Annotated in this window: 10 protein-coding genes and 2 pseudogenes; 8 read left to right on the top strand and 4 right to left on the bottom strand. The window is 59.0% G+C overall.

The genetic code is table 11. From position 1 onward, the window contains the following. Nucleotides 1–110: 110 nt before the first annotated feature. Nucleotides 111–3,071 (top strand): annotated as a pseudogene (uca, locus tag WFM46_RS19420) (urea carboxylase); the annotation flags it as partial. Beyond that, nucleotides 3,068–4,864 carry an allophanate hydrolase gene (gene atzF, locus WFM46_RS19415; RefSeq protein WP_336998288.1) on the top strand — a complete coding sequence of 599 codons (1,797 nt, stop codon included), beginning with the start codon at nucleotides 3,068–3,070 and terminating at the stop codon, nucleotides 4,862–4,864. The pseudogene uca and the gene atzF, both read left to right, overlap by 4 nt. Nucleotides 4,865–4,876: 12 nt before the next feature. On the opposite strand, the gene dmsD is transcribed toward atzF, so the two are convergent. From dmsD to WFM46_RS19400, 3 genes and pseudogenes are all read right to left on the bottom strand, one after another. Beyond that, on the bottom strand, nucleotides 4,877–5,491 hold the full coding sequence (gene dmsD / locus WFM46_RS19410) for a Tat proofreading chaperone DmsD (protein WP_336998287.1): 615 nt from the start codon (nucleotides 5,489–5,491) through the stop codon (nucleotides 4,877–4,879). Between the two features lie 35 nt (nucleotides 5,492–5,526). Then, a pseudogene (gene ynfE / locus WFM46_RS19405) lies at nucleotides 5,527–7,957 on the bottom strand (selenate/tellurate reductase subunit YnfE). A gap of 150 nt (nucleotides 7,958–8,107) precedes the next feature. Further along, nucleotides 8,108–8,413, bottom strand: a complete 306-nt coding sequence (locus WFM46_RS19400) for a DUF1161 domain-containing protein (protein WP_103824474.1) — start codon at nucleotides 8,411–8,413, stop codon at nucleotides 8,108–8,110. 105 nt (nucleotides 8,414–8,518) lie between these two features. Between WFM46_RS19400 and WFM46_RS19395 the strand changes: the two genes are divergently transcribed. Continuing rightward, nucleotides 8,519–9,229 carry a YnfC family lipoprotein gene (locus WFM46_RS19395; RefSeq protein ID WP_336998286.1) on the top strand — a complete coding sequence of 237 codons (711 nt, stop codon included), beginning with the start codon at nucleotides 8,519–8,521 and terminating at the stop codon, nucleotides 9,227–9,229. A gap of 38 nt (nucleotides 9,230–9,267) precedes the next feature. Here WFM46_RS19395 and WFM46_RS19390 read toward each other — a convergent pair whose 3' ends face one another. Continuing rightward, complete coding sequence (locus WFM46_RS19390) at nucleotides 9,268–9,597, bottom strand: DUF1283 family protein (protein ID WP_103179479.1); 330 nt, start codon at nucleotides 9,595–9,597, stop codon at nucleotides 9,268–9,270. Between the two features lie 149 nt (nucleotides 9,598–9,746). Here WFM46_RS19390 and WFM46_RS19385 point away from each other — a divergent pair, with 149 nt between their 5' ends. The 5 genes from WFM46_RS19385 to WFM46_RS19365 all read left to right on the top strand — a co-directional run. Continuing rightward, nucleotides 9,747–10,073 carry a YnfA family protein gene (locus WFM46_RS19385; RefSeq protein ID WP_103179480.1) on the top strand — a complete coding sequence of 109 codons (327 nt, stop codon included), beginning with the start codon at nucleotides 9,747–9,749 and terminating at the stop codon, nucleotides 10,071–10,073. A gap of 109 nt (nucleotides 10,074–10,182) precedes the next feature. After that, a complete protein-coding gene (manD, locus tag WFM46_RS19380) occupies nucleotides 10,183–11,397 on the top strand; it encodes a D-mannonate dehydratase ManD (RefSeq protein WP_103179481.1) in 1,215 nt (404 codons plus the stop codon). An 11-nt stretch (nucleotides 11,398–11,408) separates the two neighbouring features. After that, on the top strand, nucleotides 11,409–12,401 hold the full coding sequence (locus tag WFM46_RS19375; protein WP_336998285.1) for a Zn-dependent oxidoreductase: 993 nt from the start codon (nucleotides 11,409–11,411) through the stop codon (nucleotides 12,399–12,401). Between the two features lie 80 nt (nucleotides 12,402–12,481). Further along, nucleotides 12,482–13,861: an MFS transporter gene (locus WFM46_RS19370; protein ID WP_336998284.1), complete on the top strand. Its 1,380-nt coding sequence runs from the start codon at nucleotides 12,482–12,484 to the stop codon at nucleotides 13,859–13,861. Between the two features lie 321 nt (nucleotides 13,862–14,182). Then, a partial coding sequence (locus WFM46_RS19365; protein WP_336998283.1) for a mannitol dehydrogenase family protein occupies nucleotides 14,183–15,335 on the top strand: 1,153 nt, incomplete at its 3' end.

The following is a 15,335-nucleotide window of genomic DNA, read 5'->3' as shown; positions in this document are numbered from 1 at the left end:
TAATATTGTATAAATTACCAGGGTTTTGCGGTCGAAGGCCCGGTAAGCGAAGCGCCAGCGGGCGTTTTGCAGTGTTCCTGATTACTACGTGACGGTGCCAATGGACGTTTCAGCTCTTCGGCGACGGCAGGGGGGAGGTGATCGCCCTCGGCGTGCGCGACTGCTCGGTGCAGCGGCGTAACCAGAAGGTGCTGGAGGAGACCCCTGCGCCCAACCTGCCGGAGGGCATGGCGGATGCGCTGTGTGAGGCGGCGATTAAGCTGGGCAAAGCGGTCCACTACCGCAGCGCGGGCACGGTGGAGTTCGTCTACGACAGCGACGCCGCCCGGTTCTACTTCCTTGAAGTGAATACCCGTTTGCAGGTGGAGCACGGCGTAACCGAGCAGGTGTGGGGTGTCGATCTGGTACGCTGGATGATTGAACTGGCGGCAGGCACCCTGCCTCCGCTGGCGGCGCTGCGTGATGGCCTGACCCCTGAAGGGCACGCCATCCAGGCGCGGGTTTATGCCGAAGATCCGGGCCGTCAGTTCCAGCCATCGCCCGGCCTGCTTACCGAAGTGGTTTTTCCGGAAGATAACCGCCGCACGCTGCGCATCGACAGCTGGGTGGAATCCGGCTGCGAGGTGCCGCCCTTTTTTGATCCGATGCTGGCAAAAATTATCGCCTGGCAGCCGACGCGTGACGCCGCCATTGAGGCCTTGCATGCGGCGCTGGGAGAGACCCGGCTGTATGGGGTGGAAACCAACCGCAGCTACCTGCAGCAAATTTTAACCTTCACACCGTTCGCCAGCGGCGAGCCCTGGACCCGCTGCCTGGAAGGGCTGGACTATCACGCCGCCACGCTTGAGGTACTCAGCGCCGGGACGCAAACCACGGTGCAGGACTATCCGGGGCGTACCGGCTACTGGGCGGTTGGGGTACCGCCATCAGGACCGATGGACAGTCGCGCGCTGCGTCTTGGCAACCGGCTGCTCGGCAACGACGAAGGGGCCGCCGGGCTGGAGATCACCCTCAGCGGCCCGACGCTGAAGTTCAACTGCGATGCCCAGCTGGCGGTGACCGGGGCGGAGATCGCCCTTACCTTGGATGGCGAACCCCTTGAGACCAACCGGGTCTACCGGGTGCAGAGCGGCATGACCCTGCGGATGGGGGATATTCGCGGCGACGGCGTGCGCAGCTATCTCTGCCTGCGCGGCGGATTTAACGTGCCGGACTATCTCGGCAGCAAAAGCACTTTTACCCTGGGGCAGTTTGGCGGCCACGCCGGGCGGGCGCTGCGTACCGGCGACGTGCTGCACATTTCGCCCTTAACCGCCCCATGCCCGGCGCAGACGCTCTGCACCACGCTTGAGCCTGTGCGTACCCTGCGGGTGATCTATGGCCCGCACGGCGCGCCGGAGTATTTCACCCCGGCTTACATGACCACCTTCTTCGCCACCGACTGGGAAGTGCACTTCAACTCCAGCCGTACCGGGGTGCGCCTGATCGGGCCTAAGCCTGAGTGGGTGCGCGAGAGCGGCGGCGAGGCGGGACTGCATCCGTCGAACATCCACGACAACCCCTATGCTATCGGCGCGGTGGACTTTACCGGGGATATGCCGGTGATCCTCGGCCCGGATGGCCCAAGCCTGGGCGGTTTTGTCTGCCCGGTCACCATCATTGAAGCCGATCTGCATGCCATCGGGCAGCTGAAAGCGGGGAATAAGGTGCGCTTTGTTCCCGTGGATATCGCCACCGCCCGGCAGCTTGCCCAGGCGCAGGCGGCCCAGATCGCCAGCCTGCACCCACTGGATGTGGCGTGGCAGCCCTCCGAACCCGCCTCGCCGGTGGTGCTGGAGCAGGGGCAGGCTGATAAACGGCTGGTGGCGCGGCTCTCCGGTGATACACACCTGCTGCTGGAGATTGGCGATCCGGAGCTGGATCTGGTCCTGCGTTTTCGGGCCCACGCCCTGATGCAGGCTCTGGAGGCGCGGGCGCTGGATGGGGTTATCGACCTGACGCCAGGCATCCGCTCCCTGCAAATTCACTACCAGCCGGAGGCGCTGAGCCTGGCGAGCCTGCTGGATACCGTGGCCGGGCTGTGGCAGGCGGTGTGCGAGCAGGATGCGCTTGAGGTGCCGTCGCGCATCGTCTGGCTGCCGCTCTCCTGGGACGATCCGGCCTGCCAGAAAGCCATCGACAAATACATGACCACCGTGCGCCGGGATGCACCCTGGTGCCCGAGCAACCTGGAGTTTATCCGCCGCATTAACGATCTGGCGAACGTCGATGAGGTCTACAAAACGGTATTTGACGCCAGCTATCTGGTGATGGGCCTGGGGGATGTCTATCTCGGCGCCCCGGTGGCGACCCCGCTCGATCCGCGTCATCGTCTGGTCACCACCAAGTACAACCCGGCCCGCACCTGGACGGCGGAAAACTCGGTGGGGATCGGCGGGGCCTATCTCTGTGTCTACGGCATGGAGGGGCCGGGCGGATATCAGTTTGTCGGGCGCACCTTGCAGATGTGGAGCCGCTATCACGCCGTAGAGGATTTCGGCGGCAAGCCCTGGCTGCTGCGCTTCTTCGACCAGATCCGCTTCTATCCGGTCTCTGCCGACGAGCTGCTCACTATTCGCCGCGATTTCCCGCTGGGGCGCTACCCGCTGCGCATTGAGCACACCAGCCTGAAGCTGGCGGAGTATCAGCAGTTTCTCGCTGACGAAGCGCAGGAGATTGACGCGTTTCGCGCCCATCAGCAGGAAGCCTTTAACGCTGAGCGCGAGCGCTGGATCGCCAACGGCCAGGCGCATTTCGACAGCAGCGATCTGCTGGCGGATGAGGGCGATGATGCCCCGCTGCAGCCGGGTCAGGCGGGCATCGACAGCCCGGTCTCCGGCAACCTGTGGCAGGTGAGCGTGGAGGTGGGCAAAGCGGTCCGCGAGGGGGATGTGCTGGTGGTGCTGGAGTCGATGAAGATGGAGATCCCGCTCCTTGCCACCCAGGACGGAATTGTCAGTCAGGTGCGCGTCCAGCCGGGCTCCCCGGTACGGGCGGGGCAGTGTGTGGTGGTCCTGGAGAAAACAGCATGAAGCATCCCTTTGATTTACGTCTCGATGTACTGACGCAGGCTTACCGCGAGGGCCGCTTCACTCCGCGGGAGGTGATTAACACCCTGCGCGAGCGGGCGCTGGCGCTAAACCCTGAGTTCAACGCCTTTATTTATCTGCTCACCTCAGAGGAGCTGGAGCCGTATCTGGCCGCGCTTGAGGATCAATCCCCGCAGACGCTGCCCCTCTACGGCGTGCCCTTTGCCATTAAAGACAATATCGATCTGGCGGGCATCGTCACCACCGCCGCCTGCCCGGCGTTTGCATACCGGGCTGAGCAGGATGCCACTATCGTCGGCCAGCTGATCGCCCTGGGGGCAATCCCGCTGGGCAAAACCAACCTCGATCAGTTCGCTACCGGCTTAAACGGCACACGCTCGCCGTATGGCCCATGTCGTAACAGTGTCAATGCGGATTATCCATCCGGGGGCTCCAGCGCGGGGTCGTCGCTGGCGGTGGCGCTGGGGCTGGCGAGTTTTGCTCTCGGCACCGACACGGCCGGGAGCGGGCGCGTGCCCGCCGCGCTGAATAATCTGGTCGGGCTTAAGGCCACCAAAGGGTTACTCTCCACCGCCGGGGTGGTGCCTGCCTGCCGCACCCTGGACTGCGTGACCTTCTTTACCGCCACGGCGGAAGAGGCCAGCCAGCTGCTGGCGCTGACGGCGGTGAAAGATCCGCGGGACGACTACAGCCGCGCCAATCCAGCCTGGAACGGCGCCCAGGCGTTTGGTCTGCCTGAGGCCGGGTTCCGCTTCGGCGTACCGGATCGGCTGGAGTTCCTTGGCTGCACCGAGAGCGAAGCGCTGTATCACGCCGCAAAAGCGCGGTTGATTGCCCTCGGTGGCGTGCCGGTGACCATCGACTTTTCACCGTTTCTGGCGGCAGCGACGCTGCTCTATAACGGCCCGTGGGTGGCGGAGCGCTATCACGTGGCGGGGGCGCTGATTGCGCAGCAACCGAATGCAGTGCTGCCGGTGATCCGCGATGTGCTGAGCAAAGCGCCCGGTACCGATGCGGTCGCAGCCTTTGACGCGCAGTATCAGCTTCAGCATTTCAAACGCTTGTGCGATGAGGTCATGGCGACGCTTGACTGCGTGCTCACGCCCACCTATCCACGCCCGGTGACGCTGGCCGAGCTGGCGGAGGAGCCGGTAAAGCGCAATTCCGAGCTGGGGATTAATACCAACTTTATGAACCTGCTGGACTATGCCGCCGTGGCGGTGCCTGCCGGGTTCATGGCGAATGGCCTGCCCTCAGGCGTGACGCTGTTTGGCCGGGCCTTTACCGACCAGTATCTGCTGAGCCTTGCCGGGGCGTTACAACGTCACCAGAATCTGCTGTTACCCGGCGATCGTGCGTTACAGGCGACGGCACCCACGACCACGGCCAGCCACGATCGCCTGCCGGTGGTGGTTTGCGGGGCACATCTGGACGGGCTGGCGCTGAATCACCAGCTGCGCCAGCGCGGGGCAACCTTACGTGAAACCACCCGCAGCGCGCCGCACTATCGCCTGTTTGCCCTCGCCGACGGGAAACGGCCTGGCATGGTGCGCGACCGCGAACAGGGGGCAGCGATTGGTGTGGAAGTGTGGGATCTGCCCCATGCCGAGGTGGGATCGTTTCTGGCGGGCATCCCGGCTCCGCTGGGACTCGGAAAAGTAGAGCTGGAGGACGGGCGCTGGTTAACCGGGTTTATCTGTGAGGAGTACGGCTTGCAGGGGGCAGAGGATATTACCGCTTTCGGCGGCTGGAGAGCCTGGCTTACTCACCAGTAAGCCAGGGGAGGATTAACGGAAAAGTGGTTTTTCGGCGACCGGGGTCAGCAGGCCGGATTGCCACTCAGCCAGCGTCAACTGTGCCAGTTTGCCCTGCGCGCGGTAGAACGGGTGGCCTGCGTTTTCGACAAACACGGAAAGAAAGCGCGTGCTCCAGGGCAGCAGATGCCAGGCCAGCAGTTGGTCGAGCTCTGCATCCCGGCCCGTTTCTGCCAGCCATGCCGCCATCAGCAGCAGGGTGCCAAAGTGATCTTCCGGCTCGTTGTTCGCCATCTCAAACACGATGCCGTTTTCCCGCATCCACTGGCGCAGCGCCAGGGTGGAATCCCCGAACAGCACGCTCTCTCGATCCAGCCAGACCGAGCCCCAAGGCGGCGCGGGCAGCGCCCACGGACCCAGAAACAGCCGTTGCCAGGCGGTACGCAAGGGTTCATCGGCAGGCTGGCGAAGCTCGTCGGCAATCGGGGCCAACAGGCACTCATCCAGCGGCCAGTCCTGCTGCCAGTCGTTGTGGGTTAAGGCCGTGACCAGCGGCGCGGCTTCGGGGCTATCCGGAGCGTAGTAAAACAGCGCGCCCAACACACGGGCAGTAAAGGCAAACGACTCTCTCATGACTTCATCCTTCATTTGCGCGGGTTGACCCGCGCTGACACAGTAATTGGCTACGCCTTTTCAATTTGCACCAGATTGGTGTGCTGCGGATTGCCCTTCGCCAGAGGAGACGGACGATGGGTGGTCAGCGTGTTGATGCATGAGCCGTGGTCAATGCGATCCCCGGTCATGTTGGCATCGTGCCAGGCACCCTGGCCCATCGCGCTGACGCCCGGCATAATGCGCGGCGTGACTTTCGCCGGAATACGCAACTCACCGCGGGCATTATAAACCCGCACCATGTCGCCGTTTTTGATCCCACGCGTTTTGGCATCCACCGGATTGAGCCACACCTCCTGACGGCAGGCGGCCTGCAGCACATCGACGTTGCCGTAGCTGGAGTGGGTGCGGGCTTTGAAGTGGAAGCCAAACAGCTGCAACGGAAACTGGCTGCGGTCAGGATCGTCCCAGCCTTCGAAGGTGGAGGCGTAGACCGGCAGCGGGCTGATGATTTCATCTTTTTCCAGCTGCCAGGTGCGGGCAATATCGGCCAGCCTGCTGGAGTAGATCTCGATTTTGCCTGACGGCGTTTTAAGCGGATTAGCCGCCGGATCGTCGCGGAATTTTTTATAGGCGACGAAATGCCCGTTCGGATCTTTACGCTTGTAGATGCCCATCGCTTTTAATTCCTCATAAGAGGGAAGCTGCGGATCTTTCGCCACCATCTTCGCGTAGAGATATTGTAACCATTCGGCCTGGGTCCGGCCTTCGGTAAAGCGCTGATAGACATCCGGGCCGAGGCGCTTCGCCACCTCGCTCATGATCCAGTAGATAGGCTTACGTTCGAATTTTGGCGCGGTCACCGGCTGGAGGAAGATGAGATAACCCATGTTCCCGGCATAGTCGTTGGGAATGATATCCTCCTGCTCGACGGTCATCAGATCCGGCAGCAGCAGATCGGCATATTTCGCCGACGAGGTCATAAAATTGTCAATGACTACAATCATTTCGCATTTACTTTCATCCTGCAAAATGTCGTGGGTTTTATTGATGTCCGAATGCTGGTTAATGAGGGTGTTACCGGCATAGTTCCAGATGAACTTGATCGGCACGTCGAGCTTATCTTTGCCGCGCACCCCGTCGCGGGTGGCGGTCATCTCCGGCCCGCGGGCGATGGCGTCGGTCCAGCTGAAGCAGGAGATCTGCGTTTTGACCGGGTTCTCCGGCAGCGGCATCCGCTCAATGGTGATGGTGTAGGTGGATTCACGCGCGCCGCTGTTGCCGCCATTTATGCCGACGTTGCCGGTGAGGATAGGGAGCATGGCGATGGCGCGGGAGGTGAGCTCGCCGTTGGCCTGGCGCTGCGGCCCCCAGCCCTGGCAGATATAGGCCGGTTTCGCGGTGCCAATTTCCCGGGCCAGCTTAATGATACGATCGGCGGGAATGCCGGTGATGCGCGAGGCCCACTCCGGGGTTTTGGCGGTGGCATCGTCGCCCTCACCAAGGATATAGGCCTTATAGTGGCCGTTGGCAGGCGCGCCTTCCGGCAGTGTGGTTTCGTCGTAACCGACGCAGTATTTATCGAGGAAGGGCTGGTCGACGAGATTTTCGTTAATCAGCACCCAGGCGATGCCCGCCACCAGCGCGGCATCGGTTCCCGGACGAATCGGGATCCATTCATCCTCACGCCCGGCGGCGGTGTCGGTGTAGCGGGGATCGATGACGATCATGCGCGCATTCGAACGTTCGCGCGCCTGTTCGAGGTAATAGGTGATCCCCCCCGCCGCTCATGCGGGTTTCCGCCGGGTTATTGCCAAACATCACCACCAGCTTGCTGTTTTCGATATCCGAGGTGCTGTTGCCCTCGTTGCTGCCGTAGGTGTAGGGCATCGCGCAGGCGATCTGCGCCGTGCTGTAGGTACCATAATGGCTCAAAAAACCGCCATAGCAGTTCATCAGTCGGGCCACCAGAGAGGCGTAAGGCGAGGAGCGGGTGATATTGCCGCCGACAATACCGGAAGAGTAATTAATGTAGACCGCTTCGTTGCCGTATTTAGCGACCACGTCGCGCAGGCTGGTGGTGAGCAGATCCAGAGCGTCATCCCAGGAGATGCGTTCAAATTTCCCTTCACCGCGTTTGCCCACGCGTTTCATGGGATAGTTCAGGCGATCGGGATGATTGATGCGTCGACGAATCGAGCGTCCGCGCAGGCAGGCGCGCACCTGATGGTTGCCATAGGTGTCGTCGCCGGTGTTGTCCGTTTCAACCCAGTACACTTCATCGTCACGCACGTGCAGCCGCAGCGCGCAGCGGCTGCCGCAGTTGACCGAGCAAGCGCCCCAGACCACTTTATCTGCGCGTGTCTGCTGTACTGCCGCGGCTGCGGGGCGTAAACCAAAGGGTAATGACAGGCCGCCTGCGGCAAGCGCAAGGGATCCGATGGCGGTCGATTTGACGAGGGTACGGCGGCTGATCCCGCCGCTATGCTCACTATCTGACATGACTCACTCCATTACGTTCGTCGTTTGAAAACTGATTTCAGCCGTGATGACGATCGGGCTAATGAAAGGGAGTGTTACCCATTAAGGGGGAGGTAATATTAATGTACATCAAAACAAACGAAATTCCCCCGCGCAAACGGGGGGGAATATTCACTGTGGCTCGCGCGGTGCAGGGGCCTGATTACCGCCTCCGCTTACCGGATAGTTGCCGCTGCTGGTGCGGGTATAGAGGATTTTAAGGGTGTCATTGGCGCAGTGGCCTACCACCTCGGCGTCGGGTTTGTCGGCCTGATCGTTTGGCACAATGTTCAGCATAAAACCGCTCTCCGGCACGCCATTATTGATGATCCGCTGCTGAATATCGCTTTTGATGCGCTCGCAGTTATCGGGTGCCGCCAGCGCGGCCGGGGCAATGCCCGCCAGCAAAAGTGCAGTAATCCAGGGTAACCGTTTCATATCTGCCTCCTTACGACTGTGTGTGACTATAATAGTAGCAGGGATAGTGTAAACGTTTGTATTTGCTACACTGCCCGGGATCCTCTTCTGCTATTGGTAGGTCATGTGAATAAACACGCGCTTATGGTTCTCCTGGCGGCTCTGTTGACGGGGTGTGATAACACCGCCGCGCCGCTATCGTTTACGCCAGAGATGGCGAGCTTTTCTAACGAATTTGATTTTGATCCCCTGCGCGGGCCGGTGAAAGATTTCAGCCAGACGCTCTTCAATGATAAAGGGGAAGTGGCCAAGCGCGTCAGCGGCACGCTCTCTACGGAGGGCTGCTTCGACAGTCTGGAGCTGCACGATCTGGAGGCGAACATCGGCATCGCCCTGGTGCTGGACGCCAACTACTATCTGGATGCGCAAACCCAGCAGAAAAAGCTGCGGCTGCAGGGCAAATGCCAGCTGGCGGAACTGCCCGCATCAGGGATTTCATGGGATACCGATGACAACGGTTTTATCGTCAGCGCCCACGGCAAAGATATGGAAGTGAACTATCGCTATGATGCAGATGGCTATCCACTCGGTAAAACCACCGTCTCCGGGGAGCAGCAGCTCTCCATTACGGCCACACCGGCGGCGGACAAGCGCAAGAAACTGGACTACACCTCGGTGAGCCAGCTAAATGATAAGCGGCTGGGCAAGGTGAAACAGACCTGCGATTACGATCGCCACGACAACCCGGTGGCGTGCGAGCTGGTGGTCACCGATGAGAGCGTGAAGCCGGCAGTCTCGCGCAAGTACACCATCAAAAACACGATTGAGTACTATTAAACACCGCGCAGGAGGCTGCGCGGTGCTTTCAGGCAGAATCAGGGGGCCAGGGCGCGGCCAGTGCGGCGGTCAAGGCAGCGCAGGGTGTTGGGCTCCCAGTAGGCGTTCACATTGGCGCTCTGCTGGCATTTATCCCGGGCGTCAAAAGCGACATCCTCTTTATCCCACTCTTTTTCCACGCGGCTGTTCACCTTATGGCGCAGGCTGCGGGTATCGTTCCACTGCTCTTTATCCATGGCGGCATTTTGACGGCTCTGGGCGCTGTCGCCGGATTCAATAATCAGTTTGCTGGTGTTGGCGGATACTGGCGCGATGAAAACAGCAGCCAGCAGGGCAGCCAGGCAGAGGCGTGTGCTCATTTTACGCATAGCGATTTCCTTGTAGACGGTGGACGTTCGACGACTCCACCGGAGTTTTTACATCAGTCCATTTTGAGGGCATACCCACATCAGGCGTGTGGAAGGGTTCCTTTCACATTTGGGTATGATACCTCATCACACATCAGACAACGTTAAATATGTTTAAAACAACTTTGCTCTTTTTTGCCACCGCGCTCTGCGAAATTCTCGGCTGTTTTCTGCCGTGGCTCTGGCTGAAGAAAGGCGCCTCGGTGCTGCTGTTGATTCCTGCGGGCGCTGCCTTGGTGCTGTTTGTCTGGCTACTCACCCTGCATCCCGCAGCAAGCGGGCGCGTCTATGCCGCTTATGGCGGCGTCTATGTCTGCACGGCGCTGTTGTGGTTGCGGGTGGTCGATGGCGTAAAACTAAGCCTCTACGACTGGGTTGGGGCGCTGGTGGCGCTGTGCGGCATGCTGATCATCGTGGCAGGTTGGGGGCGCGCATGAGCGCCCAATATGTGATCCAGCGAAGGTTTTTTGATCTTTATACTTGTATGGTAGTAGGGTAATTGCGTAGATTTCCGGCATCACAGTAAAAGATGTAAGGAACCGGAAAATGAAGATTGTAGGGGCTGAAGTATTTGTCACCTGTCCAGGGCGTAACTTTGTCACGCTGAAAATTACCACCGACGAGGGGATTGTCGGCCTGGGTGACGCTACCCTCAATGGGCGCGAGCTTTCTGTCGCGTCATATCTGAAAGATCATCTCTGTCCGCAGTTGATTGGCCGGGATGCCCATCGTATCGAAGATATCTGGCAGTTCTTCTATAAAGGCGCGTACTGGCGTCGCGGTCCGGTCACCATGTCGGCGATTTCAGCCATCGACATGGCGCTGTGGGACATCAAAGCCAAAGCCGCCAATATGCCGCTGTATCAGCTGCTGGGCGGCGCCTCCCGTGAAGGGGTGATGGTCTACTGCCATACCACCGGTCACACCATTGATGATGTACTGGAAGATTACGCCCGCCATAAAGAGATGGGATTCAAGGCCATCCGCGTACAGTGCGGCGTGCCGGGAATGAAAACCACCTACGGCATGTCAAAAGGGAAGGGGCTGGCGTATGAACCCGCCACCAAAGGCAACTGGCCGGAAGAGCAGCTCTGGTCAACAGAAAAGTACCTCGATTTTACGCCAAAACTGTTTGACGCCGTGCGCAACAAATATGGTTTTAATGAACATCTGCTGCACGACATGCACCACCGCCTGACGCCGATCGAAGCCGCGCGTTTCGGTAAGAGCATTGAGCAGTACCGCATGTTCTGGATGGAAGACCCAACCCCGGCAGAAAACCAGGAGTGCTTCCGTCTGATTCGTCAGCACACCGTCACTCCGATTGCGGTGGGCGAAGTGTTCAACAGCATCTGGGACTGCAAGCAGCTGATCGAAGAGCAGCTGATCGACTATATCCGCACCACCATCACCCATGCGGGCGGTATTACCGGAATGCGTCGGATCGCCGATTTTGCCTCGCTCTATCAGGTACGCACCGGCTCTCACGGTCCTTCCGATCTGTCGCCGATTTGCCACGCGGCGGCGCTGCACTTCGACCTGTGGGTACCCAACTTTGGCGTACAAGAGTACATGGGCTATTCCGAGCAGATGCTGGAGGTCTTTAACACCAACTGGACCTTTGAAGACGGCTATATGCATCCGGGCGATAAGCCGGGCCTGGGCATTGAGTTTGATGAAAAACGGGCAGCGAAATATCCCTACGATCCCGCTTATCTGCCCGTTGCACGTCTTGAGGATGGCACGCTGTGGAACTGGTAAAGGAGCAAAAAATGAAAAGTATCGTTATTCAACAACCGAATTCTCTGGCTCTCGAAGAGCGTCCGCTACCCGCCCCTGCGGCAGGCGAAGTACGCGTCAAAGTGAAGCTGGCCGGGATCTGCGGTTCCGACAGCCATATCTATCGCGGCCACAATCCGTTCGCCAAATATCCCCGGGTGATCGGCCATGAGTTCTTCGGCGTCATCGATGCTGTCGGCGAGGGCGTCGACACCGCACGCCTGGGCCAGCGCGTCTCGGTTGATCCGGTGATCAGCTGCGGCCACTGCTACCCATGCTCGGTAGGCAAACCGAACGTCTGCACTTCGCTGGTGGTGCTGGGTGTGCATCGCGACGGCGGCTTCAGTGAATACGCCGTGGTACCCGCTAAAAATGCCTGGGTCATTCCGGATGCCGTCAGCGATGAACATGCGGTGATGGTTGAGCCATTCACTATCGCGGCCAACGTCACCGGCCACGTCAGCCCGACCGGGCAGGATGTGGCGCTCATTTACGGCGCCGGACCGATGGGGCTGGTCACCGTCCAGGCGCTGAAGGGCGTCTACAAGGTGAAACAGGTCATTGTGGTCGATCGCATCGACGAGCGTCTGGCGATGGCCCAGCGTAGCGGGGCGGACTGGGTGATTAACAACGGCAACCAGTCTCTGCAGGCGGTGCTGGAAGAGAAGGGCATTAAACCCACGCTGATCATTGATGCGGCCTGCCACCCTTCTATTTTGCAGGAAGCCGTCAATCTGGCTTCGCCGGGCGCGCGCATTGTGCTTATGGGCTTCTCCAGCGAGCCGAGCCAGGTTGCGCAGCAGGGGATCACCGGTAAAGAGCTTTCTATATTCTCGTCACGTCTGAACGCCAATAAATTCCCGGTGGTCATCGACTGGCTGGAGAAAGGGCTTATCGACCCTGACAAACTCATTACGCATCGCTTTGCGTATCAACACGTTAAAGACGCCATTGAACTGTTTGAGAAAGACCAGCGGCAGTGCTGAAAGGTATTACTGACGTTCTCTGAATAATAATACTGAATGCGGTTTAGCGGTACGCATCTTACCCTTTTGAGATTGCCAATATGACTCAAGTACAACATGAAAGATCCACATCTGACCTGATAAGAGCCGCCGTCTCCGGATGGCTGGGTACCGCGTTAGAGTTTATGGACTTCCAGCTTTATTCGCTGGGCGCGGCCTTAGTCTTTCACGAAATCTTCTTCCCTGAACAGTCCGCGGCAATGGCGCTGATTCTGGCGATGGTTACCTATGGGGCAGGCTATATTGCCCGTATCATTGGCGCTTTTGTTTTCGGCAAAATGGGCGACCGCGTGGGACGCAAGAAGGTGCTGTTTATCACCATCACCATGATGGGGATCTGTACCACGCTGATTGGTGCGCTGCCGACCTATGCGCAAATTGGTATTTTCGCGCCGGTGCTGCTGGTGACGCTGCGTATTATCCAGGGGCTGGGCGCAGGGGCGGAGATCTCCGGTGCGGGCACGATGCTGGCGGAATATGCGCCGAAAGGGAAACGCGGCATCATCTCTTCTCTGGTGGCGATGGGGACTAACTGCGGGACCCTGAGCGCCACGGCGATCTGGGCAGTCATGTTCTTTGCCCTCGACCGTGAACAGCTGCTGGCCTGGGGATGGCGTGTGCCTTTCCTTGCCAGCGTGGTGGTGATGATCTTTGCCATCTGGCTGCGTTTGAACCTCAAGGAAAGCCCGGTATTTGAGCAGGTTAATACCGACGAGGCGTCTGTGCAGGCTGCGGTTGAAGAAAATACCCTGGGTGGGATGCTGAAAAGCAAATCATTCTGGCTGGCGACCGGTCTGCGTTTCGGCCAGGCGGGTAACTCTGGCCTGATCCAGACGTTCCTCGCCGGGTATCTGGTCCAGACACTCTTGTTTGATAAGGCCATCCCGACCGACGCCCTGATGATAAGCTCTATTATCGGCTTTATTACTATCCCGCTGTTGGGCTGGTTGTCAGATAAATTTGGTCGTCGTCTGCCTTATATTTTGCTGAGCATTTCCGCCATTATTCTGGCCTACCCGATGCTGTCGATTATTGTCGACAAATCGTACACCCCTGGCGTGATCATGACCTCGATTATCGTGATCCATAACTTCGCGGTGCTGGGGCTCTTTGCTCTGGAGAACATCACCATGGCCGAGATGTTTGGTTCCCGTAACCGCTTCACCCGGATGGCGATTTCCAAAGAGGCGGGTGGCCTGATTGCAGTTGGTTTTGGTCCGGTACTGGCGGGGATCTTCTGCAACATGACCGGCTCCTGGTGGCCAATCGTGGTGATGGTGATGGTTTACTCCTTCATCAGCCTGATCTCAGCCCTGCTGATGCCTGAGGTCTGCGATCGCGAGCTGAGCGCGCTGGACGATGCTGCGGACGATAAAGCTGCTGCGCTAAAGATCAACGGTAAACACCGCGTCATCTCGTAGTTGCTGACGACTCCTCTGTTATACGCAGGGGAGTCTTTTTTAACCCTGTCAAAGCCTGCGTTAATGACTATCCCGCTGTCTCCTTCGCATCAATGGTTCATAGCATTACGTTTTTATTCAAATGCTGTCACACAACTTTTAATTGATGTCACACCAGATGGCGAAAAGTTAACGTAAATCAATATCGCTATATCAACAATCAGTATGGTTAACAGCAGAGATTTTTTTTATGCCATCTACCATTCTAGTTGGGTTAGTAAGCCGGGCCACGGAGTTAAGCCGGCCCGGATTAATCGCTTAAATACATTAACGAGTACTATCATGAAAAATCCGTTATTACAGGCGCAAGCTACGCTTCCTCACTACAACCGGGATACTCTGCAAACGCGCATCGTGCATCTGGGCTTTGGCGCCTTCCACCGCGCGCATCAGGCGGTTTATACCGATATCCTCGCTGCCGAACATGGCAGTGACTGGGGCTATTGCGAGGTCAATCTGATTGGCGGCGAGCAGCAGATAGCCGATCTTAAGGCGCAGGATAATCTCTTCACCGTTGCTGAAATGTCCGCTGATGCGTGGACAGCGCGGGTGGTGGGCGTGGTCAAAAAGGCGCTGCATGCCCAGGTGGATGGTCTTGAAGCGGTGCTGTCCGCCCTCTGTGAACCGCAGGTGGCGATCGTCTCGTTAACCATTACTGAAAAAGGGTACTGTCACGCCCCGGCGACCGGGCAGCTGATGCTGGATCATCCACTGATCGCAGCCGATCTGCAGAATCCTCATCAGCCTGTTTCGGCTGTAGGCGTGGTGGTGGAAGCGCTGGCACGACGTAAAAACGCCGGGCTGCCCGCTTTCACCGTGATGTCCTGCGACAATATGCCGGAGAACGGCCACGTCATGCGCAACGTTACCTGCGCCTATGCCCGCGCGGTCAGCGCTGAACTGGCAGAGTGGATCGAAGCCAACGTCACCTTCCCGTCAACCATGGTTGACCGTATTGTGCCCGCCGTGACTGCCGATACGCTGAACAAAATTGAAGAGATTACCGGTGTGCGCGATCCGGCAGGTGTGGCCTGCGAGCCGTTCCGCCAGTGGGTGATTGAAGACAACTTTGTTGCGGGTCGTCCGGCGTGGGAAAAAGCCGGGGCCGAACTGGTGGCGGATGTTATTCCGTTTGAAGAGATGAAGCTGCGCATGCTGAACGGCAGCCACTCCTTCCTGGCGTATCTGGGCTATCTGGCGGGCTATCAACACATCAACGACTGCATGGAGGATGCGAACTACAAGCGCGCCGCCCGTGCGCTGATGTTAAACGAGCAGGCGCCGACGCTGAAAGTGACCGGTGTAGACCTGGAGCGTTATGCCGATCTGCTGATCGACCGTTACAGTAACCCGGCGCTGCGCCACCGGACCTGGCAGATCGCGATGGATGGCAGCCAGAAGCTGCCGCAGCGTATGCTTGATTCAGTGCGCTGGC

The sequence above is a fragment of the Leclercia sp. M50 genome (assembly GCF_037150775.1).
In the GTDB taxonomy this organism is placed as follows: domain Bacteria; phylum Pseudomonadota; class Gammaproteobacteria; order Enterobacterales; family Enterobacteriaceae; genus Enterobacter.
This window is presented reverse-complemented; position numbering and strand designations above follow the sequence as displayed.